17 protein-coding genes are annotated in these 25,110 nt (G+C 43.4%); 7 read left to right on the top strand and 10 right to left on the bottom strand.

The window, feature by feature from the left end:
- Window positions 1-72: 72 nt before the first annotated feature.
- On the top strand, window positions 73-1,143 hold the full coding sequence (locus H6F77_RS17900) for an endo-1,4-beta-xylanase (protein ID WP_190489897.1): 1,071 nt from the start codon (window positions 73-75) through the stop codon (window positions 1,141-1,143).
- Window positions 1,144-1,268: 125 nt separating this feature from the next.
- Here H6F77_RS17900 and H6F77_RS17895 read toward each other — a convergent pair whose 3' ends face one another.
- A complete protein-coding gene (locus H6F77_RS17895; RefSeq protein WP_190489896.1) occupies window positions 1,269-4,211 on the bottom strand; it encodes a beta-propeller domain-containing protein in 2,943 nt (980 codons plus the stop codon).
- Window positions 4,212-4,525: 314 nt separating this feature from the next.
- On the opposite strand from H6F77_RS17895, the gene tpiA reads away from it, so the two are divergent.
- Window positions 4,526-5,251, top strand: coding sequence for a triose-phosphate isomerase (gene tpiA / locus H6F77_RS17890; protein ID WP_190489895.1), 726 nt, complete (start codon window positions 4,526-4,528; stop codon window positions 5,249-5,251).
- Window positions 5,252-5,343: 92 nt separating this feature from the next.
- Window positions 5,344-6,255, top strand: a complete 912-nt coding sequence (gene folP, locus H6F77_RS17885; RefSeq protein WP_190489914.1) for a dihydropteroate synthase — start codon at window positions 5,344-5,346, stop codon at window positions 6,253-6,255.
- A 78-nt stretch (window positions 6,256-6,333) separates the two neighbouring features.
- Here folP and H6F77_RS17880 read toward each other — a convergent pair whose 3' ends face one another.
- From H6F77_RS17880 to H6F77_RS17840, 9 genes are all read right to left on the bottom strand, one after another.
- Entirely contained in the window at window positions 6,334-7,149 is an 816-nt protein-coding gene (locus H6F77_RS17880; protein ID WP_190489894.1) for an SPFH domain-containing protein, read from the bottom strand.
- A gap of 105 nt (window positions 7,150-7,254) precedes the next feature.
- On the bottom strand, window positions 7,255-8,943 hold the full coding sequence (locus tag H6F77_RS17875) for an alpha/beta hydrolase (RefSeq protein WP_190489893.1): 1,689 nt from the start codon (window positions 8,941-8,943) through the stop codon (window positions 7,255-7,257).
- 194 nt (window positions 8,944-9,137) lie between these two features.
- Window positions 9,138-10,721: a glycosyltransferase family 39 protein gene (locus H6F77_RS17870; RefSeq protein WP_190489892.1), complete on the bottom strand. Its 1,584-nt coding sequence runs from the start codon at window positions 10,719-10,721 to the stop codon at window positions 9,138-9,140.
- A gap of 388 nt (window positions 10,722-11,109) precedes the next feature.
- Complete coding sequence (locus H6F77_RS17865) at window positions 11,110-11,811, bottom strand: PEP-CTERM sorting domain-containing protein (protein ID WP_190489891.1); 702 nt, start codon at window positions 11,809-11,811, stop codon at window positions 11,110-11,112.
- 795 nt (window positions 11,812-12,606) lie between these two features.
- A complete protein-coding gene (locus tag H6F77_RS17860) occupies window positions 12,607-14,931 on the bottom strand; it encodes a GumC family protein (protein ID WP_190489890.1) in 2,325 nt (774 codons plus the stop codon).
- Window positions 14,932-14,937: 6 nt separating this feature from the next.
- Complete coding sequence (locus tag H6F77_RS17855; protein WP_190489889.1) at window positions 14,938-15,159, bottom strand: hypothetical protein; 222 nt, start codon at window positions 15,157-15,159, stop codon at window positions 14,938-14,940.
- Entirely contained in the window at window positions 15,152-16,651 is a 1,500-nt protein-coding gene (locus tag H6F77_RS17850; RefSeq protein ID WP_190489888.1) for an SLBB domain-containing protein, read from the bottom strand. The genes H6F77_RS17855 and H6F77_RS17850 overlap by 8 nt, the downstream gene beginning before the upstream one ends.
- Before the next feature lie 672 nt (window positions 16,652-17,323).
- Entirely contained in the window at window positions 17,324-18,211 is an 888-nt protein-coding gene (locus H6F77_RS17845; protein WP_190489887.1) for a hypothetical protein, read from the bottom strand.
- A 4-nt stretch (window positions 18,212-18,215) separates the two neighbouring features.
- Complete coding sequence (locus H6F77_RS17840) at window positions 18,216-19,718, bottom strand: MBOAT family O-acyltransferase (protein WP_190489886.1); 1,503 nt, start codon at window positions 19,716-19,718, stop codon at window positions 18,216-18,218.
- A gap of 714 nt (window positions 19,719-20,432) precedes the next feature.
- Between H6F77_RS17840 and H6F77_RS17835 the strand changes: the two genes are divergently transcribed.
- The 4 genes from H6F77_RS17835 to H6F77_RS17820 all read left to right on the top strand — a co-directional run bounded on the left by H6F77_RS17835 (window position 20,433) and on the right by H6F77_RS17820 (window position 24,925).
- Window positions 20,433-20,600, top strand: a complete 168-nt coding sequence (locus H6F77_RS17835; protein WP_190489885.1) for a hypothetical protein — start codon at window positions 20,433-20,435, stop codon at window positions 20,598-20,600.
- 292 nt (window positions 20,601-20,892) lie between these two features.
- On the top strand, window positions 20,893-22,323 hold the full coding sequence (locus H6F77_RS17830; RefSeq protein ID WP_190489884.1) for an O-antigen ligase family protein: 1,431 nt from the start codon (window positions 20,893-20,895) through the stop codon (window positions 22,321-22,323).
- A gap of 93 nt (window positions 22,324-22,416) precedes the next feature.
- Window positions 22,417-23,763 (top strand): flippase, encoded by a 1,347-nt coding sequence (locus H6F77_RS17825; RefSeq protein ID WP_190489883.1) that lies wholly within the window; start codon window positions 22,417-22,419, stop codon window positions 23,761-23,763.
- Between the two features lie 214 nt (window positions 23,764-23,977).
- A complete protein-coding gene (locus H6F77_RS17820; protein ID WP_190489882.1) occupies window positions 23,978-24,925 on the top strand; it encodes a glycosyltransferase family 2 protein in 948 nt (315 codons plus the stop codon).
- The last annotated feature ends 185 nt before the right edge of the window (window positions 24,926-25,110 follow it).

The following is a 25,110-nucleotide window of genomic DNA, read 5'->3' as shown; positions in this document are numbered from 1 at the left end:
AGTTATGAGTTATGAATTTTGAGTTTTGAATTAATAACTCATAACTCATAACTCATAACTATTCGATTACTAATGAAACGCTTTTTCGTAGCTTTAATTCTTGCGATGTTGGTGTCAGCTTGTGGTATTTCTGAGGCAACCACTAGACAGATGACACCAACAGAATTAGGTTTATCATCTCTGCGGACTCTCGCCCAAAACCGGGGAATATCTATCGGTACGGCAGTAGATGTCAAGCCATTCAGAAAAGAGCCTCTTTATAACTCGGTACTGGCACATGAATTTAACCTGCTAGTACCAGAGAATCAAATGAAATTTGCATTGCTGCATCCAGAACGCGACACTTATGATTTTAAGGATGCAGATGCTATGGTCGCTTTTGCCAAAGCGAATGATATGCAGGTGCGCGGTCACACGCTTTTGTGGCATTTATCAGTACCCCGTTGGCTGAGTGAAGGCAATTTTACACGGGATGAACTGATGGACATCCTGCGCGATCACATTTATACAGTAGTAGGCCATTATCGCGGTTCAATAATAGCCTGGGACGTTCTTAATGAGGCGATTGATGCTAATGGCTATATTAAGGATTCCATTTGGCAACGAGTTATTGGGCCTGAATACATCGATTTGGCTTTCCGGTGGGCGCACGAAGCAGACCCGCAAGCACGTCTATTTTATAACGACTACGGTGCTGAAAGGCGCGGGCAAAAAGCAGACGCCCTCTATAATTTTGTAAAAGGTATGCTGGAACGTGGCGTACCTATAAATGGTGTGGGTTTACAAATGCACGTTGGTTTAACTGCATCCCCAGATCCGCAAGAATTTGCCGATAATTTAAAGCGTCTTGCAGCACTAGGGTTAGATGTAGATATTACAGAAATGGACGTGTTAATCCAAAACTCAAAAGTCAAAGGAAGCCTAGAAAAAAAATTTGCCGAACAGGGGCGACTTTACGGCGAAAATTTCCAAGTATGCGTATCAGCTCCAAACTGTAAGGCTTTTGTGATTTGGGGCTTTACTGATAAATATAATTGGGCTGTTAGTTTTACTGGCCGTCCCGACAAGCCGCTAATTTTGGATGAGTCTTATCGCCCTAAACCTGCTTACAATGCACTTTTAAAAGTGCTGAGTGAGAAATGAGGAAACAAAAATTTTGAGTTGATAGTTTTACTTCCTGTTTTATCCAACAAGGCAAATTTATCAATTGGAAAATTTGCCTTGCTGTTGGGTAATATTTACAGTTGAGAGATTTGGATAATAAAACGCTAAAGCTGAGGAAGTTTTCTGGCTAATTCACCAGAAATTTTAGCGATCGCTCTCTCCCACTGTTTGATGATTCGTCGTAAAATATCCTGTTCTGGAGCCACTACGTTATCCCTAACATACTGGTCTATGTTGTCTAGTTCGCCGCTAGCTTTAGCTAGTGCAGCAAGCCCCTCAACTAGACTGGTATCTGCTTGATATGTGGAAACAAGTATGGCGATTTTTTCCAGCCGATCGATTGCAGTCAGAACGGATGGCCTTAAAGCCTGCTGAATTGAAGACGAGTTATAAGTAGAAGAGTCTTTAAACTCCTCACCTTTAACCCTTAATTCCTCGTGCTTCATCAACTCACTCTTAACTCTTAACTCCTCGCTCTCCTCTTTTAATTCTTCGCTCTTAATTTTTAACTGTTCGCTGTTAACCGACTCATTATCGTCTTTTAATTCTTCACTCTTAACTGCTAGCTCCTTACTTTTAGCTGCTAAATCATCACCGATAGCTCCTAACTCAACACCCACTAAAAACGTAGTCATCGCATCAAAAGATTCAGCAATTTCTACACCGTCTGGGTAGTCGGTTAAACTCGTATAAATTGGACGATACGCGAACAGATCGAAATTCTCAGCTGCGATTGTTTTTTCGTCTACCAAGTGGTAGAGCAGACGGGCAAATCTAGTTAGCGGAGTTTTACGGCGATCGCGTCCAAAATTTGTCAAACTCCAAATTAACCGCTCTGCTAGTAAGTTTTCCCAACTGCCCCACACTACACACTTATTCGCCAATTCCCCAAGTAATAAGTGCTTCATTGTGGGGAATCCTTGGCTATCTTGCTTGCTTATCGGCGGTACGACGTAACTATTAAATTCTGGACAGCTTAATAAGTTATAAAAAACTTGTAGCGGTCGGGGGGATTTGTGCAAATATGCCTTTAAAGCCCGTTGGGCGGCAGCGCGTTGAAACGGGTTGCGAGCTACATCTGCCACCAAGCGCAGCCCCTCGCGTTCATCTCGCTGCAAGCGTCGCTCAATGTACTTGCTCGTACCTGGAAGCGGTAAGACAATTAACTCGTCCCATTCTATAGGATGTCCTTTTTTGCGACTCGTCAGGGCAAGGCCGAGTTCAAGCGGGTAGAATAGGGCACGCAAAGCGCCTATGGCGACTGGAATGTTGAAGAGGACGCCGACTCTGTAGCCCAGCCTCGTGCCAGAAGCCAAGCGCACTCTCCCGATGGCTTCTCCTGTGTTTACGAAGCCAGACGCTACTACGCCAACGGCTACGCCAATAATGCCGATGAAGACAATACTTGCCAGTACGCCGATGGCTTGTCTGCTGGCAAGACTGAAGGCTACGCCAACAATCGCGCCGACGGCTATACCAAACACGATAACTATCGTCTGTACGTCAAACGTCACAGCACCGAAGGTATCCCTCAACCAGGGGCTAACTTGGACTTGATCGGCCCAAAGAACTGCAAAGCTGAAGATCCAGCCGCCAGCAATTCCAAGTGCTAACGCTGAGAGGATGCTGCCTGCAACGCCGAAGAGAGCAACGCCTACAGCTAAAACAAGCGTGGCAACGAACAGGGCAAACAGGGCTGTTAAAACGGCGAATATTCTAAAAGCGATCGCGCTTCCCCCAAGTAAGCTTTGGGCTTGTTTCATGGGTATTTCTTGCCCAGAATCTAGGTTCCAGACTTTGGGTAATAAACCGCCATCAGCAGAAATTGCCCGAATACCGTCTGGCAGTGCGATCGCGCTCCTCACCCAACCGCTATTCCCTTTAAGGGTCTGTAATTCGGTTCCTGTAGCGATGTCCCACACTTTGATTGTGCCGTCAGATGATGCAGAGATTGCCTTTTGTCCCTTGCTGCCCGTGCTTACTGCGTTCACCCAACCTTTATGACCTGTAAAGGTTTTTAATTCAATCCCCCGCTCGATGTCCCAGGCTTTAACAGTATCGTCAGATGAGGCAGATATAGCTGTTTTCCCGTCTGGGGTGAGGGCGACATCTTTGACAAAGTTGGCATGGCCTTTGAGGGTGTGGAGCGCCGTTCCTTGTTGTAAATCCCAAACTTTAAGCGTGCGATCGCCTGAAGCTGAAACTACCCGTTGTCCGTCCGGTGTCACCGCAAGTGCTGTCACAGATCCGGTATGACCCTTGAGGGTGCGTAATTCCTTCCCAGCCTGCAAGTCCCAAATTTTGAGCAGTCCGTCAGCCCCGCCGGAAATGGCTCTATTTCCTGGTAAGACTGCAATAGCGCTGACAGTATCGGTATGGCCTTTGAGCGTGTAAAGTGGTTTACCGCCCTTCAGGTTCCAGATTTTGAGAGTGCGATCGCCTGAAGCCGAAATTACCCGTTCTCCATCTGGTAGCAACGCTACTGCTGTAAGCCAGTGAGAATGACCTTTAAGAGTAGAAAGCGATTTTCCCCTTTCGAGATCCCAGACTTTAAGCCTGCCATCGGCTCCCGCTGAGACTGCCTTTTTACCATCTGGCGTTACTGCTATGGCATTAACCGAGGCACTATGGCCTTTCATCGTCTGTAATGCCGATCCCCGCTGCAAGTCCCAAACTTTTACTTGGCCATCAGCCGAGGCAGAGATAATTCGATTCTCCCCGGCTAGGGCGATGGTATTGACGCCTGCGGTATGGCGCTGGGTTGTACTGGTGATATATATGGCGCCGACTAAGCCGACTAGAAGCAAAAAGGACGCGATCGCTCCTGCCAGCATCAAATAAAGGTTGCGATAAGCTTTAGATCTCAAACTACCCCTTATCTTACCCACCCCCTCTCGCTGATAAAGTTTGGGATCGGCCTGATATAGGTAGGAATGGAGCGCCGTAGGACGAAAGAAGACCCAGTAGGCTAGCAGTAAATAGTGGCGCAAATTTAGCGGATTCAGATAGTCGGGTAATTTGCCCCGATAAGTGGGGAAGTTAGGCATTACTGACTCTACTGGTTATGGTTTAACGGCGGTATAGAGGAGGGCTTAATCAGGTTTCCCGGATATATTAAGCTGTTGGCATTTAATTTGCCTATAAGCACTACCCAAAAGCATTGAAGCACATCGCTTTTCTTTCTTTTGCATGAGTGCCGTCGTTCCCAGGGCTGCTGCGGGGGGAATATTTTTGACTTGCTATCTGTCACCAACATAACCAAACCCAGCCCTACACGCTTGAACTGTAGATAAGCACCCACTGGGCTGCACAAAGCCTTAAACTTAAGTTTATTTCCTTGTTTGTAGTTGACTAAAGGTCTGTGCGAAAAATTGTAATTGCTGGTAACTGGAAAATGTACAAAACCCAGGTAGAGAGCCTGGAGTTTTTGCAAGAATTTAAGCCCCATCTTGACGAAACCCCCGACGATAGGGAAGTTGTCCTTTGCACTCCCTATACTGCCTTGGCGATCATGTCTAAGAGCATGCATAATGGCCGCGTGCAACTGGGTGCCCAAAATGTCCACTGGGAAGAGTCGGGAGCTTTTACGGGTGAAATCTCTGGCCCCATGCTGACCGAAATTGGAGTGCGCTACGTTATCGTTGGTCACAGCGAACGGCGTCAATTCTTTGGCGAAACAGATGAAACTGTTAATCGGCGGCTGAAGGCTGCTCAGCAGTATGGCCTGATTCCCATTCTCTGTGTAGGGGAAACGAAGCAACAACGAGATGCTGGTGAAACTGAATCGATTATCGCCAACCAGATAAAAAAAGACCTTGTTGATGTTGACCAGCAAAAGTTGGTTATCGCCTACGAACCCATATGGGCAATCGGCACTGGGGACACCTGTGAAACCAAGGAAGCGAATAGGGTAATCGGTCTAATTCGCAGCCAGCTGAGTAATGCTAACGTATCCATTCAGTACGGCGGTTCTGTCAAGCCTGACAATATCGATGAAATTATGGCACAGCCAGAAATCGATGGGGTTTTGGTGGGGGGAGCCAGTTTGCAGGCTGAAAGTTTTGGCAGGATTGTAAATTACAACTAGCTGTTATTGCTCATTGTTCATTGCTCATTGTCTATTGTTGACGACTATGAACAATGAACGATGAACAATTAAGTATGAACTGTGAAAATGTTATGGCAACTCTTCGTGTAAACCCAACCCCGTTAACATTGCGGGGTAAAATTTTTGATTGGGGACAGCGTACTTATTTAATGGGGGTGTTAAATGTAACCCCTGACAGCTTTAGCGATGGAGGAGAGTTCAACACGCAATCCTCTGCTTTAGCACAAGCGAAATATCTGATGGCATCTGGTGCGGATATTATCGACGTTGGCGGTCAATCAACTCGACCGGGTGCGGCTGAAGTTTCCTTAGAAGAAGAACTGCATCGAGTTATACCAGTGGTGCAAGCAATACGTGTTGGGGGGTGGGGACTGGAAAACCCCGGACTAGAGACTATCAATTCCCAATCCCTAATTCCGATTTCAGTAGATACGACGCGAGTAGCTGTGGCAAGAGCGGCTGTTGCTGCTGGGGCGGATATTATTAATGATATTTCAAGTGGCACTTTCGACCCAGATATGTTGCCTGGGGTAGCAGAATTGGGAGTTCCAATTGTATTGATGCACATCCGGGGGACGCCGCAGACGATGCAACAATTTACTGATTATGAGGATTTAATTGGCGAGATTTATGAGTTTTTGGAGCGTAGGGTTGAGGCAGCGATCGCATCCGGTATTGCCAGAGATAAGATTATCATTGACCCCGGAATCGGATTTGCAAAAACTTACGAGCAAAACTTAGAAATTCTCCGCCGCCTAGATGAGTTCCGCACTTTGGGCTGTTCTATATTAGTAGGGCCATCGCGTAAAAGTTTTATCGGGCGCATTTTAAATCAACCCGATCCAAAAGCTAGAGTTTGGGGGACAGCGGCGGCATCTGCGGCTGCGATCGCCAAAGGGGCAGATATTCTTAGAGTACATGATGTCGAAGAAATGCAGGCGGTCAGCCGCGTCGCCGATGCGATATTTAGAATAAATAAGTAAAAACTCAAAAACCAAAAGAAACAGTAAGAACAAAAATTTTATTTTTACCTAACACGCGATCGCGTAATAATTTTATTGTTAAATTTTGCCATTTCCGTTGTTACCGTTAGGTGCATCAGATTCATTAGACATCAAACCGTTAATCGCTTCATTCAAAGCTTTGGGGTCCATAAAAACCACTTTAGAGTTGGCGCTTTCACCCAGTTTTTCACTAGCATCTACATAGCGTTGAGCCACCAAAAAGTGCAATACTTCGCGAGTATTTGGATGCGACTCTAAAGCTTGCGAAAGCAGTTGTATAGACTTCACGGTTCCTTCCGCTTCTAAAATCGCCGCTCGTTTCTTACTCTCAGCGGCCCGTTCTAATTCTAGAGACTCCATCACCGTCTTGGCGGGCGTAATGTCCCGCAGCTCCACCCTCGTTACCTTAACCCCCCAAGAACCAGTAGCCTCATCTAACTGGTGCAAGAGCGTCTGATTAATCTTGTTTCTAGAAGAATAAGTTTCTTCTAGTTCTAATTGACCAAATGCAGAACGAAGGGTGGTTAAAACAAGGTTTTGAATGCCTTGTTCAACATCCTCAACAGCATAATATGCTTTTTCTAAATCTAGAATCTGCCAGTAAATAACCGCATCGGCTCTGAGAGAAACGTTGTCTTTAGTTATTGCTTGCTGCGGTTCAATTGCCAAAACCTTCTCGCGGGTTGTGTCCTCTACGACAATACTCTCGACAAAAGGAACAACTAAGTTAACGCCAGGAGATAGTTTTCGGTTATAACGCCCCAACCGCTCTACCAATGCTTGATTGCCCTCATTGATAACTTTCACAGAACCTATAGTAGAGCCAATAATAACCAGAACGAGGGGGGCAACGATGGAAAGGATGGGGTCCATAATTATATATTTTTAGTAATTGCTGCTAATTGTTAGTGTAAAACAATGTCCCGGATGTCCTTGCGGCCATCCGGGAATCAAAGTCACTATAGATAGGTCTGGGGACTAATTGTTAATAGCTGAGGCGACATCAAGCCACCTGGATACATTCGTCGGTAGCTCTGCATTTAGACGCAAAGGCAGTTCTTCGGTCGAAAGGGACTGAGCGTAGGCGGATGTTAAAAAGGGCTGGTAAGTTTTAGCCTCTGGCGTTGTTTGTTTGATGAAAGCGAGAGTAACACCTTTGAGTAACTGTTGCAGCGGTTCGGCTACTTTGCCTACGCGCTCGTTGACGAGAGTATTTTTAGTTAAAGCTTCGCCAGAACTGCCAGCAGCAAATTTACTAATGCTTAAGTGAGTGGCACCGATGGCGGTGAGCAGATACTTGGAACCTTTGATCTGAGTAAAAGGCCGCAATTGATGGGTAAGTGCTGGCGTCAGAACATCGTCGGTTGAACTCAAGATTAATGTTGAGGTACTGATTTGGCTCAGACCATTTTTGCCAAACAGTTGACCGATTAAAGGGTTGAGAGCGATCGCTTGCACTACCCGTCGATCCCGCAGTTGCGATCGCGAGTCTTTTAAGCCTGCTGCTGCACACTGCAACCAGTCTCCCCCAAGTTTAGAAAGGGGATTGCGCTGTTTGCAAAACTGTCGCACATCCTCTATATTTAGCTCTCCCCCAGCCAAAGCTAAGACTGTGTAGCCGCCTAAAGAGTGACCGAGGGCGGTGACTTGCTGGGTATTTAATTTACCCTGTAGCACCCCTGGCTGCTGATTCATTTTAGCCAGCTCGTCTAGCAAAAAGCTGACATCTTTGGGTCGGTCTACAAACTCTGATGGTGCTAGCAAGCTGCTAGGGTCGGTGCCAATGGAGCCGCTGTAAATCCAGGTAGCATTACTACCCGGATGATCTAGGGCGGCGACGGTAAGACCGTGAGAAGCTAGGTGACGAGCTAAGTAGTCTAAGAAATTGCGGTCGGCAGCAAAGCCGTGAGACAAGACGACGAGGGGGCCGTTTGTATTTTCTGCCCAGTAAATGTTTACGGGAATGGCGCGATCGCGTTGTTTGTCTTGCAAGGTGAGCGTCTGCTCTTGCACTTTCTGTTCCCCAGGCGCAGCGGCGTCAAAGGGTGCGTTGAATGCGGCTCCCTCAACATTTAGTTCCCGCTCTAGCAAGGGGCCGAGGGCTTGGCTTTTCAAGTAGGAAGGATTAAATTCGAGAGCCATACCCAGCGCCGAACTGGCATCTAGGGTAATATTTTCCCCTGGATAAGCCCGCAAGAAACTAATGGCGCTCAAGCCGTTACCCCCACGTACTGCCAGAGCTAGCGCTCCTCTCACTTGTTCAATGCTACTATTGGGGATTGCCGTGCGGATTTTATCGATTAAATCATTTCCGGAAGGCGATCGCAGCAGGTCATCGACGAATTTATCTGCTAATTTTGGGTCTAGTTGCAGGCGTCGGGTCAACAATTGCTGCACTTGTGGGGTGAGCAATGAGGCGTAGGGTTTTAGACCGCCTGCCAACTCGCCTGTTTTGGCAAATTTCTCTAAATCTTCTACGCTTATCGACTGCTCAAACGGCCCTATTTTTAATGTAAGGCGTTCAGCAGCAGACGCAGGCAATATACTTGCGCTACAAGAGAGGACGAGCAGCCCACTCCACCATAAGCAGCGCTGTGCTAGCATCGGCGCTCTTTGAGCAATACTCTGGAATGCTCGCCGCGAATACCAGTCAAGCTTTAAATTCATGATTTAAGGTTCTACGGTTTTAGTGCAGCAAGGGTGATTTTGTAGAACCAATTCTACTGTAATTGTTCCCGATTGCCTGTATTAAGTGCAATTGCCATTGGCTCAGCCTGGAGTGGTGATGACTGATAGGTGATGGTTGAAGCTAATAAGCAATTTTCACTGGCCAATTGCTTATTGTCGCGGTTCTTAAGTTTTTAAATTTTTTCTAGTTTCCAGAGCCAAGTTTCATCTTGATTTTCATCCTTGTAAACAGGTTCTATTTTATAGTCTGGAGATTCTGCAAGTTTACGCCGTAATAGAGATTTTGAAGTTACATATACAAACACATCGCTGAACCCATCAGGAATAATGGGGACTGTTGGCTTAACTATCAAAAACTTTACTTTTGAGTCGAGTATATGGCTTACAGAGATTAGATTAAATAGAGGATAACGAGAAAGTTCGCTGAGTACGAGCGGGCGGCTAGTTGTATTGATTATGTTAGCGACTGGCCGATTGCTGTCGTTGAGACCCTTAGACCACCAAGCCTCTGCCGAGGCAGAGATCGCGCAAGAGATAATGCCTACCGAAAGCAGCGCGATCGCGATTATTTGCCAGAATTTTTGTCGCCATACTTTAACAAATGGCGTGGTTATTTGAGTAGCTATTAAGTAAGAAAGAGCTAACTGATTACCTAAATGCCAAGGTAGCAAATATCGACTATGAGCCGAGCGATTTCCTCCTAAAATTAAATCTGGTAATATTAGGGTTATAGCATTAACACACATCAAGCTCAAAATAAATAACCAAACCTCTTTCCTAGTATGACGACACAAGAAATAAATTGAGTATGCCAGTATACTAAAAAGTATTAAAATAGCAGGAGCAAGAGGTATTAAATATATAACTCTTGTAGAAGAGTTAAAGCCAAAATCAATATATGTACGGCTAAAGCTAGCAGCTAATGCTACAAGTTTAGATAATATTGGTTCTCTTAATCGTTCAGATTGCCAGCTAGTTGTACTAGCAGCACTGCGTAAGTTAATAAGAAAAAGTACAACCCAAGGTGAAAAAGTTAAAATTGCGGCAAAAGAAGCGATAAGGAAATTCGCTACATCTTTAGTAAAACGGAAGCCAGCGGTAGCCACTAGATAAATTGCGTGTGCTATTACTACCAATCCCGAAAATAGATGAGTATACAGTCCTAGTGCTGTGGTTATCGCGTAGAGAGTCCAATTACCTCGAGTTTTTAATCGCATTGCTCGTAAAAGCGACGCGCTTGATAGCAAGATGGTAACAATCCACAAACTATATGGCCGAGCTTCCTGAGCATACAGTATGTGGAATGGTGATACTGCTACTATAGCGATCGCTACCCATGCGACCAAGGGCGGTTCAAATAATTCTCGGCATAGCCAGTAGAGGCAAGGGAACGCTAATAAACTAATTAGGGCAGAAAAACTTCTCGTTACTGTAGGAGTACTACCCCACATCTGCACCCAGAATCGTGTCAGCACAAAATAAAGCGGCGGCAATTGAGGTTCTTCTAGTGCCAAACCTTTTATTGTATCGACAACTGTTTTGGAGGGATTTAGCCGCTGATACTTTTGTAAATCTTCGATGCCAATTACCTTTTGTTCTGAAAGTTGCGCGATTGCTTCTGTCTCTGTGTAGCCAGCAATCCGGAAGGAGGTAAAAGTCTCATCGAACCAGTATATTTTTTTGTCGATATTTAAAAATCGAAAAAATATACCCAATACCAATATGGCAACAATTAAAAATCGTAATTTGGCTTTCATAGAATTCAGCCCCATTGGAAGCAAGACTTAACTATCACAACTTACCCAAAAACCACTATCTGCCTGCAATAGAGAGTGTAACCGCTTCCTATTGCATAAATCTCGCTTCTAGAAACTTTAATAAAAAAAACTGCCTACTTTTAAGAAGCGGCAGCATATTAACAAAAGCCACAGAATTATATATTAGTAGCGCACGAGAAGGGACAGCATGGGGAACATATTGAGAACTAAACCCTCTCTAGAGCGATTTTTAGCTAGCGTTGTTGTCCATTTCCTTTGCTAGAATCGGCCCCACGACCTATCGTGCGATCGCCTTGCTGTTACGGGGCTGTGAAACAAAATGAGATGTTTCTCGCTGTAAGTTGCATTCGCGTTAATTTTGCGAAACCTAAACAGCTTTGCGACGGCGAAACATAGCGAGAACCCCAGCAATCAATCCTAGACCAGAAAGGCTAGCTGGTTCAGGAACGCTTGCAGTATCTCGGGCTGAGACAGTCACAATGAAGTCGTTGTAGTCGATTAATTCTCTTCTGCCGTCGGTGCTGGGTAAGGATGCAAAATCATAAGGTTTGTCTTCCCATCTCAGCTCCCAGGTGTTTATCGGCAGGCTATCAACCTTAACCTGTTCTCCATATTTAAATGCAGGTGTGTAAGGGTAAGATCTACCTATATTCATACTGGTTGCCAAGTAGACGGGAACAGGGCTGTCCCACCCCTTGCTTTGGAGAGCAAAAGTGTAATCTTTACCAACCTGAAAATCAAATTTTGCAGAGCAATTTGCAACAGCCGAGGTTGCCGTACCGCAGGTTCCTAAGAAATCGTTATTTATTCCAGAACCTGGATCTGCAATTTGCGTTTCCGAAAACAGAGAATAGAAGGTTCCAAGGCTTCCATCTGTATTTAATTCCTGCACACCAAATACCGATTTGTAATCACCGTGCGATTCCACGAAACCAAAATCAAGTGTGGTAGCTTTATCAAACTTGAGGATGCTATCAGTACCCAGGGTGAAAGCTTTTGCTGGTGCAGAAACCAGGGTGAGGATAGCAGTTGCAGCGGCGGCGGTGATGAAGTTGCGGCGGAAGCTCATGAGATTTTCCTTAAGATAAAGGTTTAGTTGGGAAGTATTTTTATTTATGGATAGTCTTTTTAGGCTGCGGTGGGCACTTTGAGTTAACAAGGCTACCTGTACCGTTCGCGACAATTTGGGGTTACTTCTTTTGTTTTAACTTAAAAGCATTTGCGAACACAAGCTTTTGGCACCTCTTTGCTAAGTCTTTACACCGTCAGACAATTATGTAAAGCTTTTATCAGCTTCAATTTGTCTTGACAATATAGTTTTATTTAACCTGTCAAAAGAGAATTTATTTATTAGTAATAATACGGTTTGAAAAATAGTTATTTTTTATTAAAGACTATTTCTAAGTAATATCCCTTAGCCCTGCCAGAGTTTTGGGTACTATCAATAGACTAAAATTTGGGAAACTTGATATACGGCGATCGTTCAAAGATGGCTAGTACCTTTACGAAGGATGGTTCAGCGGATATCAAAGCAGATACCCAGTGCGATCGCCAGAGAGCTTGGGAGAACAGAGCAGCCAGTTAAGGGAGGGCATTCAGGGCATCTGAGGAGAACATTGATAAATAAGTATTAAGCCAACTTGATATTACAGAAGTAACTAGGGCGGAGTATGGGAAGCGCGATCGCTTATAAATTTCCACAGCATATATAACAAAAAAACGCTCAGAGAACTTTTTTCAGGGAGCCATCCTCGTCGGAAGCACCACCCTGTAATGTTCTTGAGCGTTTAGAGAAGAACGAGCTAACTATTGAGGACAAAAGCCTTCAGAAGCAAAGCTGGCTTTTTCCTACAATCAGACGCCTTTAGACGTGTGGATTTTCAGCCAACTGTCGATTAGTGCGATAGTACCGCTGATAAGTAGCATAGGTATTGGGAGCGTACCCTTTAATGCCATTGGCAACCACACCCAAGACGGACGCACCGGAGATTCTTAATCCGTCTAAGGATTTCTTTAGCATGTCGCGGTCTGTCTTCTCAAGCCCCACAACGAGTATAATCCCATCGGTCTGGGCAGCTATGAGGTTGGTATCAGAAATCCCGATAAGCGGTGGGGTGTCGTAGATAACTAAGTCGAAAAAGGCTTGAAATTGCTCCATTAAATACTGCATTTTTTCAGATGAAAGCAGCTTAATAGGGTCTAACGGGGTTTGGCCTGCGGTCAACACAAACAGGTTGTCGTCATCGGGCGATCGCTGGATGGCATCATTAAGGCTCAAGTCTGTGGTAATTACCTCCGTAAGCCCTTGTACATTTGGTAAGCCCAACCGAGTATGTTGAGTCGGACGACGCAAATCCGCATCCACCAATAATACTCGCTGCCCGATTGCAGCTGCGGTCTGTGCTAGGTAGGTCGCAGTTGTAGACTTCCCATCTCCAGGTACAGCGGAGCTAATTGCCAAAGAGTGAATAGGCGTACCAGCACTGAGCAAACGGATATTCGTATAAAGAGAACGGAAAGCTTCAAAAAACGGAGAAGCCCAATCACTACCTCTCTTGTTGCCCTTTGCAGGCAAAACAATACCACCTTTGTCAGTTAAACTGCCTTTCTCTACTACAGCAGGTAGTTTCTTGGTTCTCCTAGATAGTTTCTTGAGTTGCTTGGCGTAAGGAATCACTCCTAGCAGTGGCAGTTTCGTAGCACCTTTAACTTCTTCAGGAGTGTGGAATACTGTGTGGAGAACCTCTGCCAGAAAACCACTTCCTATGCCCACCAGTATGCTCAAGATCAATGCAATAGCCAACTGGCGACTGGTTTGTTTAACTGAAGCTGGCATGGGTTGCCCAAATTCATCCAGCACTATTGCGGGTGGAGCAATTTCTTCCCACGGAGTTTCCCTTTGAGCAGCATCTAGCTTCAAAGCTACTCGTTTTGCTAAAAAGACCTTGAGGCTATCTGTTGCTATTTGTAAGTCCTGCTGTAAATCGCTATATCGGCGTAAAACGGTAGGAAATTCATTACGTTGCCGATTATTAATTTGCTGCTTTTCGTCAATGATTTTAGCGCGAGCCTCTAGTTCTTTGACTTGCCCGCCCACATTTTCCAGAATCCCTTGAGCTTGTCTAGCTAGCAGATTCCGCAAATTTTCCCGTTTTTCTCTTAAAGCCTGCATAGGCGGGCTATCTTCACGAAATTGAGCGGATTCTGTGGCAATGTCAGTTTCTATCTTTTGGAGCTGCCCTACTATGGTTTCGTAGGCCTTAGAATCTTTAGATATAACAGATAGAGAACTTCCTTGTTTCAACTGTTTTTGCAGATTTATGTATTGCGTTCTTGACTGAGCCAGTTCGCTTTGAACGCCTATTCGCTGTGTTTCAAGGGACTGAGCGGTATCCGTCAGAAATCTTCCGGTAGATTCCGGATCGCTCAAACTGTACTGCTCCCGAAGTTTTTGGAGTTGCCTTTGTAGTGTGTCAACTCGCTGCTGTAGCTCGGGGAGTTGTTCATCAATAAACTTAATTCCTCGATTCAAGCTTGTCAGGCGCTCTTGAAGACTGTACGTGAGATACGCATCTCTAAGCCTTCCCAATACAAACTTGATTTTTTTCGTATCTTTATCTTGGTAACGGACTTCTAAAATCTTAGTTCCGCCTTGTTTCCCATCTTTTTCATAAGTGACGCGGCTAATGGCTAGCTTAGTCAACAGGGAGTTATAGCTATTAATGTCTGGATACGCGCTCCTCAACTGATCGATCAGCGGCTCCATTAGTTTGGGACTTCTTAAAACCCGAATTTGAGTTTCGTAATCTACCAAATCGGAGTCGGCTACGCTTAACTTGGAAACGTCTGTAACGCCTGTTGAACTTCCAGTTTGAGCAAGCAATGAGAGTTTAGCCAACCGACCTTCAGCAGTGACAGGCTCAACTAAAACCCGAAAGTAGCCTTCATATACTGGAATAATTTTTTTTGAATTCCAGACTATCAAGCCTCCACTGATCGCACCCAGCGCGATCGCTACTCCCGCCATCACAAAGAATCGGCGTCGCGCCACTGCAAACAGCCAAGCCATATCCAACGTCACGCCATCTCCGCTGTCGGCTCCAGCAGCGTACATTTGAGGCATCGGCTGATTAGTCGGCTTGCCATTTCGCTTAGTTGAATAGGACTGGTAATCGTGTTCAGTATCCATACTTTTTTATTGACGCACTAGAGAACAAATCCTAATTTCCTGCCTCAACTTAATAATCCTCAAGTTGTTAAGCAAGCTACGACTTTTGCCACGAATGCTGAAGATTCTCATACCTAAAGCAGCCGCTTCTAATACTGTAGTCAGAGTGTCTACCGCATAGTTAATGTCTGAGCGGCTTTTTACACCGCTATCATTCTTACGGAGCGTAGTATGGGTTTCCTCAGTCATTGTTATCGTTTCTCAACCTGATAATTCCCAAGTTGTTAAGCAAACCAAAAATCCTGTCAGGGATGCTCAAGAGTGCCAGACCTGCACCCGCCGGTTCTAACACGGTAGTCAGGGTATCAGCAGCACGGGCAATTCCTGAACGACTTATTACAACAATGTCATTATTGCGGAGCATCGGATTGGTTTGCTCATTCATCCCTTGGGCTAAGTCAATATTAATGCTGCGTTTCGATACGCTACCGTCTGGATTAAGGCGAATCAGCCCGACAGCATCCCTTTTTGCCCTACTACGTCTGAATCCCCCAGCTGAAAGCAGAGCTTGATTCAAAGTAGTATTGGTTGGAAGCTTCAACGTCCCAGGGGTTTCAACTTCTCCTACCACACTAATTTGAATTGTTTCAGGAGAAAGATTTGCCATAGATAATTGATTGGACTCTGCGGGATTTAGTGCCGTTGCAGTGGGGACGATAATCGTATCTCCTTCTTGCAATATTGCATCTTGATTAATATCGCCTGCCTGCAATAATTGCCAAAGGTTGATACTAATAAGTTGTTCCGGCCCTGCTTTTGTCAAACGCCGTATCTGAACCCGCCGCAGATCTGCCAGTGGCTTAAGTCCTCCAGCCTGTTGAATGGCTATGGTCAAGCTTGGTGGCCTAATATTAAGGTCTGACGGCCCTCCTCTTTGGATTAAATTGTAGCTTCCAGGACGGAGAACTTCGCCTACAACTGCAACATTGACGGGTCGAGATGGGTCTGTGCCAAAGTTGGCACTGGCTATTTCCCGTGTTTGGGGCAGGTTTACGATAGTGGTTGTGGGTACAAAAATTCTGTCTCCATCGCGCAACGTTAAATAATCACCCCTGCCACCAGTTTGTATTAGTTCTCGGAAATCTAGAACGATGACTTGATCGGGCGCTCCTCTTTGGGGGCGCCGAAGCTCAACTCGACTAATATCAGCTGTGAGTGTAATTCCCCTAGCTAAGGTAATTGCCTGCGTCACGGTGGGATACTGAACTCCAGGAATATTACCTGCTCCTGGTACCAGAGGTATTGCGTAGGAACCCGGACGATTTACCTCGCCTGCAATAAAAACATTGAGAGGGCGAGGAGCTACAAGAGTTACGGTAACAATGGGGCGCTTGAGGAAGCGAGCATATGCAGACGACAGCCTATCAGCCGCTTGTGTCAATGTCAGCCCCTGTACGGGAACGCTACCCACCAAAGGCACGTTTAGCACCCCATCCGCTGGAATCTGAGAATCTCCGCTGTACTGGGGTACGTCAAAAATATTGATGCGAATGATATCTCCTCCGCCTAATGTGTAAGCCGTTCTTAGCGGCCCACTGTTGATGGTGCGGGAAGGAGAAAGACGAGTGCCTCTAGGCGCCTGCGCCATTACTGGCATTGGACAAGAAGCAACAATTAAAGCCAAGGCGGTTACACCTGCAACTGGCTTGGTTATTAGTTTAGAAAAACTTACAGATATCATGCTGTTGTAGATTCTGATAAAAATTCTCCCAAGTATCAAAATCTTCTGCTAAACCTAGTCAATGACGAACCCTTGCGGGGTGGAAACAGTATGCCGTCTTTTGCATATCAAAAGGCGCTTGCAGAGCTGATCCGGAAATAAAATGCACTAGAACTGATCTTTTAAGCAATACTTTAGGCATATTCATTGACAATTCTAGCGTCGCACCCTTTACATTCTACTCTACTACAGAATGCTTATCAGCCACTCAAACCTGCACTGTCTGACATTTTGAGTAATTTGTAACTACCAAACATGAATATTTTTCCAATGCACCTGTTAGTATAACTAATCCCATATATAACTTTTATTTTCCTGCGTATAGTAATTTCATAGGTTTATTTGTAATAGTTTTACTATTCTAGCGGTGCTTTCACCACTATGCTGCCAATGACTACCAATAACAGCCTAAATATACATCTGTATTAGGGATGATAAACCTGGTGATGTAGAACTAACAGCGGTGGAACCAACTGTGTGTAAACGCTGTTAGGTCGGAGGGAGCTTGAGAAATTTACCCAACGCAATTAATTCGATCGCATTTGTGGTAAAGCCGGAATTGCCGCCAGTTGAAATTCTCACAGCGGATATAGCCTTAAATTCCCCTAAGTTCTCCGGAAAATGTTGATGTAATCAAGAATTTTTTTTCAATAGCTGCTCTCGTAAAAACAACGCATATTCTTCAACATCTGAACGAACTAAGTGAACGCCATCTGAAGTTGTCCAGTTTTTCGATGGGGGTTCCGGTAACCACTCAAAAGAATCTTTAGGGAAAAGCGATCGCATAAGCGATCGCGACTGCTGGTACATCTTAGTATTCTGTACGCGCTCTTCGCCTGGTACATCAAATAGAACAACTCGCCAACCTTGCTGCTTAAGTTCTGCAAGCTGATTCTTAATGTACTCAGCTTCCGACCTTATTGCCTTCTCTCGTTTATCCGATAAAGGCTTATTGCCTTCTTCTACTAACCGTCCTATTTCTTTTTGTGTCAACTCTGGATTATTTATTTTATCTTTGTCCTGCTGTTTAGACCTATTTTTTAGATAATAAACTAGAACGCTGACTGGTCGGTATTCATCTCTAAACATTGGAAAAGCAAGACGAGTCAAGTAGAAAAATGGATCGTATAAAGAATCTACCAATTTAGCATCTACTTTTCTATCAATAGTATAATTAAGTTCAACCAGCAAAGTTGATGGCTTGACAGGCTTCTTTTTAATTACCTCCAAACCAGTTTGGCTAGCACCTCCGGCCATTGCTAAGTTGGTTACATTAGAACCAATATCCTCAGGCTTAATGTTATCGGTGAGTGAACTGCCTACTAGCACCATCGAATCTGGCTGGTTCTGGTAAACGTACCTTTGAGCTTTAATTACATTAGATTCAAATTGGGTAACTCCATTACTAGGTGGTAGCAGTCCACCCCAAATTGAAACTTGATACAAACCTAGCAAAAATATGCAGGTCAATACCGGAACAAAGAAAGGACGAAACTTAGACTTGAATAAATTAGAAGGCATATAACTAGAATTGGAAGTAAATAAATTCTTGAGAACTACCGCTATTCAGGAATAAGAGTACCAGCATGATACCTAGTGCTATATCTTTACCAACACTCCATAGCAAACTTTTTGGTTTAGCCAAATCCTCTGTTTGACGGTTCCGGAACGTTGGAAAATGAGGTATGTGATAAACTACTACTGGTAAAGAAAAAATCAATACAGGAACAATGTAAGTCAGTCCTGGTGCTACTTTAACGTTTCTAACTAGAGTAGCTAAAAAATCCATAGCTTCGCCAAAATTAGGTAGTTTAAACAAAAGCCATCCTAGTGAGACAAAGCAGAATACAAAAATAACCTTGATTAAATCAAAGAAGAACTGCTTCCAGATAGGGATTGATGGAGAAGTTTGCTCGTTTGATTTTTCTAGGCCGAGAAAGCGTTCTATTGCTAATCCAACGCCATGAAAAATTCCCCATACTGCATAGCTCCAAGCGGCTCCATGCCATAGTCCGCCAAGGGTCATAACTATCATTAGGTTTATATATGTTCTAGCTTTCCCCTTTCTATTCCCCCCTAAAGGGAAATATAGATAATCTCTCAACCAAGTTGATAATGATATGTGCCAGCGTCTCCAAAATTCCGCAATAGAGCAAGAAATATAGGGAAAGTTAAAGTTGTCTGGTAGTTGGTAGCCAAAAGCAGCGGCAACTCCTATAGCAATCAGAGAATATCCTGCAAAATCGGCAAATATCTGCATAGAGTAGCCGAAAAGCAATACTAAATTTGTAACGGTTCCCAACCCTTGGTAGTACGGATAGGTAATCCAGTAGGTGTAATCTTTTAAATTATCGGCTATTACCATTTTCAAAAAATATCCCACTACCACAGTTCGGAAAACAAAATTCCAAGGAATATCCCTAAAGTATTTGATCCCAATTTGGGGATAAAAGCTTTTAGCTTTTAAAATTGGTCCTGCAATTAAATGAGGAAAGAAAGCAACAAAAAAAGAAGTATTTATTATGTGGTTAGTCAGGTTTCCATCAACATAAGATGTTTGAGTGCTAGAAGCATCTTCCGCTCCTTTAGTTGGTTGACGAAGAACATCAACTAAAAGGCTAATGCCCTCAAATGTATAAAATGAGATACCTACTGGAAGAGGCAAATGTAAAAGTAAGTATACAATTCCTGCTTCAGGTTTATTAGAAGCCTGGAACGTATCAACGAAAAAATTCGTTAATAAAGCTCCATATTTAAACAGGCTGAGGATCAATAAGTTTACTGCTACTCCCCCTAAAGCCCATACTAATTTTTCACGATAGGAGGCATTAGCAACCTTGAAGCTAACCACTGCATTGATAAGAATTGATATTACTAGGAGAATCAGCAGCGCTGGTGAACTCCAAGCATAAAATATAAAACTAGCAACAACCAAAATGGGAACTTGTATTGTCCGCAATTTGGGATTGTAATAAATCAAGAAGGTAAGCAAAACGAAAACTAAGAAAGTTGAGCTATTGAATAACATCAGGTTTTCTTTGGATTATGTGTCAGTGGTAAAAGTTAAAATTTTCCTATAGTTAGGACTGCCTGGAGGTGAAAGTAACTTTGCTAGTGTGGTTGATTTAGAAGTCTAAGCGAGCTTCTAGCGTTACACTGCCAACGTTTGAGCTAGTGTTTCAATACCTGAAAAAAGCTGGCGTAGAAGGATGTGTACTCGCTGGATGCAGAGATTGCCAATCATCGGCACTGTATGGCTCCCAAACATGGCAAGACTGAGGTTCTTGCCTAAACGATTTCCTCGATGCGGAGGTCAACTGGCAAAACCTATAGCCTTTTCTCTTCTGGTGAAAAATAGTAGGCATCTGTTCTAAAGTTACTTCTTCGTGATTATAGTCGCTGATTGTAGGACGTGTCGAAGCTAGTACTTAAGGTTTGCTGACCCTCGGGGCATAAATTTTATTAGCTTAAGGCTGCTGTTCATCATTTGCCAGTCTTAGCCGAAGCCGATATTCGGCATTTCATGGAAGATTTGTAAGTAAACGTTTCCTTTTAGGGGTGAGACTCCTAGGGAAATTTGTGGGACGGGGCTACAAGTAGACAACCGACCGGGAGCTGATTGAGCTTGGCTTGTTAACCTTCAAGTATTCAGTTATAGTTTTAGGAACGGTCTTAGGGAACAATCTATATCTTGACAAGGTGTTCGCGCAACTGCTCGCTTCTACAAGGGATATTTTGACAATTGTATGAGTTAGCCTATATGGAAGCGATCGCTAACCTTCTACCGGGCAAACCAGACCTCAACTACCTTGGCAGAACAGCCGTACTATTTTCCTTGGGTTACTCGCTGGGTAGCGATCGCTCCAGCAACAAATGCGTAGTCCTCATTTTGAGTGCATTTATTGGGTAATGTCCCAACCGCAGGGATGCACAGATGATTTGCAGAGAATTTAAATACCAGTAGCTATCACCAGTGTTTAAACGCTCACATCAGCTTGTTTTGCCAAGAAAATGCGTTTATATTCACTTCCAGTCGTCAATGGGTCTGTAATTTATCCTGTTTACAACAAACCTTGTTTTTGTGCAAAAAGTCACTTCCAATTTGTTGCCCCTGCCTGCTTCTTTATCAGTTAAATATTATACAAACTTTTGTTGAACGCGGCACAGATTAGATGAAATTAGCATAAATATTCCATAAAGTTATGAAAGAATTACTTGTCAGCAGCCCTTTAATTATCCTCCTTATACTAGCTCTTGGGATAATTATTTTTATGTTGTTATTTAACTTCTTAGGTCGCAGCCCTAAATGGGCTGCGATTTCCGAGAAAATTTATCTGGGCATACTTATGTTCCCGATAACTGGTGCAACAGGAGTGACAATAATGCCTTTTAATAAGATAAATCCTATAAATTTATATAACCTTGATACCACTCCTCCAACTATTATTGGACTGCTAGCTTTTTATATTGCTGGACTGATTCTTTTATCTTCAAGACTTCGCTATACATTAAAAAACTTTTTAAATGTTATTGCAGTACTTATTACTCAAGATCCGTTTTTTTGTACTTTCTTTTTATTAATGGGTTTATCGGGTTTTTGGTCACAAACACCAGGGTACACTTTTAGAACAAGTATAGTTGTATTAATATGGAGCTTTTATTTTATTTATATTGGCAAAGAATTTTATTGGGAACAAATATATAAAATTTTGCGATGGCTAACGTTGTTTACAGTTGTATTAAGTATATATTACGCTACATTTCAACCCTCTATTGGAGTACACCCAGCAGGCTGGATGGGTATACTAGGCCATAAAAATCAGTTTTCATTTTATATGGCTCTAAGTGCAGTAGTTTGGTTATTGAATGCCATTAATAATCCTAAACAACGTCGTTGGTCTATAGTTGTAGTTATTTTGGCATTTTATGCACTAAATAAAGGTGGTAGTGGAGCAAGTAAAGTTTTAACGGTAGTATTGTTCAGCTTGTGGGGCTACCTAGGTTTTGTAAAAAAATTGAAACCACAGTGGGCTTTTGTTTCTGTACTGCTTTTCATAATAGTAAGCGTTTGCTTGAGTATTTTGATAACAGACAATTTGGAGTTTATTGTTGTAGATACTCTCAATAAGGATATGACGATTACCGGACGTACAGATTTTTGGCCACTGGTAATAGATAAGATTAACAGCGAACCGTTGCTGGGGTTTGGAATGAATGGCTTTTGGCAACCCTGGCGAGGAAAAGAATTTGATCCGGGTGGGTCGATCATAGTGGCAAAGACCCAGTTTGTGCCGCCCCATGCTCACAATGGCTTTTTAGATCTTGCTCTAGACTTAGGGTGGTTGGGGTTAGCATTATATCTCTTTTCCTTTTTTAGCAGCATTGCTAAGGGAGTTTTGTATTTGGGTCGTAGTCAAGGAACTGAAGCAGGACTGCCACTTTTGCTGTTGACGTATATCGTTATGACGAACCTTACGGAAACAGGGCTGCATGGTATGACTGGTCATTGGATGTGGTTTGTGATTATAACAACTCGAGTGAACATGGACGCTAGTGTGAGTAGCTTGAGCGAACATAGCAGATTCCAAAAACCTGTTTACTACGAGGAGGGAGGGGTCGCTAGAGCTGGGTAATAATATACTGAGTAGTGCCGCTTGGCTCAGGCCAGTTGCGATCGCTTAACCTGTTCTCACAATTAGCTTTTTGTAAACCTTTAAAAACTTCTGATGCTAGACAAGCTCGCGGCGGTCAGTCAAAAAATTACTCCTGGTCTGCGTAAGGTTATTGGTAACACAATCTGGCTGTCTGGCGATCAAATTCTACGCCTGTTTATAGGTCTGTTGGTAGGGCGTTTGGTTGCTGATTATCTAGCACCATATCAATTCGGACTTTACAACGTATCGCTGGCTTGGGCAGGACTATTTGGCCCAATTGCTAAATTGGGTTTGGATAACATTGTGGTGCGCGATCTCACTCGCTCACCCTCGGTCAAGAACGAAATACTGGGTACTGCCTTCGTCCTCAAGGTAATTGGTGCTGTACTAACCTTAGTGTTATCTATAGTAGCAATTACGTTAATAAAAAGCCCTGATAGCGACATTACACGTTGGTTGGTAGCAATTGTAGCAGCGGCAACTATATTTCAATCTTTTGAAACAGTTGATTTCTGGTTCCAATCCCAAGTACAAGCCAAATATACCGTTTGGGCTAGAACAGCAGCAGTTTTGGTAATCAGCATCGTCAGAATCGCCTTTATTCAAATGCGATTTCCCCTCGTTGCCTTTGCTTGGGCAATGTTTGCTGAAAATGTTTTGATTGCAATAGGGCTCGTCCTAGTCTATCAAAAGAACGGGAACTCTATAAAATTGTGGACGGGCAGCGTTGAACGTGGGAAAGCATTAGTCAAGGAAAGCTGGCCTCTTATCTTATCAGGCATGGTCATTATGATTTATATGCGTATAGATCAGATCATGTTGCAGCAGATGAAAAACGCTGAAGCTGTGGGACTTTATGCAGCAGCAGTTAAACCATCAGAGATGTGGTATTTTGTCCCAACAGCGATTGTTAATTCCGTTACGCCATCAATTGTGAAAGCTAAAGCAGCGGGAGAAAAAATATATTACGAAAGAATACAGACACTTTTTAATTTAGTGGTGTTGCTATCCTACGCCGTTGCCATACCTATAACTATTTTTTCCAGCCAAATAATTATGATAGTAGCTGGCAAAAAGTATATTGAAGCCGCACCAGTTTTAGAAGTTCTTGTTTGGGCGGGTTTGTTTGTATCTTTGGGTTTGGCAAGAGTTCCGTGGTTGATAACAGAAGGATTTATGAAGTTTTCGGCTGTAACTACAGCGATCGGCGCATTGATAAATGTAGTGTTAAATTTATTGCTAATACCTAGTTATGGCGGACTAGGGGCAGGCATTGCAACTGTTATTGCCCAATTCTTTGCTGCATATGGTGCTGGTGCATTTTATCCAAAAACTAGGAAAATATTTATTCAACAAACTAAAGCCCTATTTATGATTGATGTATTTAAAATTTTAATTAAAAAATTAAAGGGTTTATAAAGACTATATAAAGCAAGAAGAATATTGGCCTTTATTAGATAAAATAAAATACACCTTTGATTAGGAGGATTATAATATACTCAGCTTAGAGCTTCTAATTCAAGTAAAACTAGGCTTGCATGCTTATAATGCCTAATTTTATGTCTTGTCTGAGGGTGCCTTTTCCATAAGCTTATCAAAAGTACCCTGAATCAAATAGTGGAGAATTAAAAAAATGGCGGATTGGCAATTGAGAACCCCTGTAGCCTTAATCATTTTCAACAGACCCGATACTACTGAGAAGGTCTTTGAGGCAATACGTCGGGCAAAGCCCCCTAAGCTTTTAGTGGTTGCCGATGGCCCCCGTGCAGATAAACCAGATGATGCCGCAAAGTGCGCGGCGACGCGGGCAATTATTGAACGTGTTGATTGGGACTGCGAAGTTTTAAAGAACTATTCAGACATAAACATAGGCTGCGGGCGTCGTCCTGCTACAGGAATTACTTGGGTATTTGAGAATGTAGAAGAAGCTATTATTTTTGAGGATGACTGCTTGCCTCATCCAGATTTTTTTAGATTCTGCGATGAAATGCTAGAAAAATATCGAGATGATAAGCGTGTTATGGCAGTTGGTGGAACTAATGTGTTGGGGGAATGGAAATCAAATATTCAGAGTTATCACTTCTCTTATCACGGTAGCGTTTGGGGATGGGCTTCTTGGAGAAGGGCATGGCAGTACTTTGATTATGATATCAAAATGTGGGAAAACCCAGAGGTTAGAACTAGGATTAGAGATGTAATGGCTGATGATGAGCAATACAAAAAAAGAGAGGAAATATTTGAAAGTGTCTATCAGAAACAAAGACCTACAGTCTGGGATTATCAATGGTATTTTGCTAGAATGAGCCAGTCCGGGTTAACTGTTATTCCCTCGGTAAATTTAGTTGTAAATAAAGGCTTTGGGCATAAGGATGCAACACATACGAAATCAAATAATTTAGGCTTCCCAGATATTGATAAGTCCCCTTTTAAATTTCCTATCAAATTTAACGAGTTTACAGTCGTAGATCGAGATTTTGAAAAAGCGCTATTCAAAAAAATTATGCCCAGCCGCAACCTAATCGTTAGAATAAAGAACAAAGTGGCTAGGCTAACCGACCAACTTACGACCGTGAGAGATTAACGTAAGTTGTGCTACACAAAAGCGTTGCACGAATGGTTAGAGTAAGCAACGCCACTAGCTTCTTACAGTACATTCACATAAGTAAGTCGCGGTGACAGCAAAAAAATCCAAGGTTTAAGTGAATTTACGGAGGTATAGAAAGCCGAGGTAGCGTTAAGTTAATTTTAGAGTGATTATCTGTGAAG

The organism is Microcoleus sp. FACHB-831, from assembly GCF_014695585.1.
Taxonomy (GTDB): domain Bacteria; phylum Cyanobacteriota; class Cyanobacteriia; order Cyanobacteriales; family FACHB-T130; genus FACHB-831.
The sequence above is the reverse complement of the archived record's forward strand: the minus strand, read 5'-3'. Positions and strand labels throughout refer to the sequence as shown.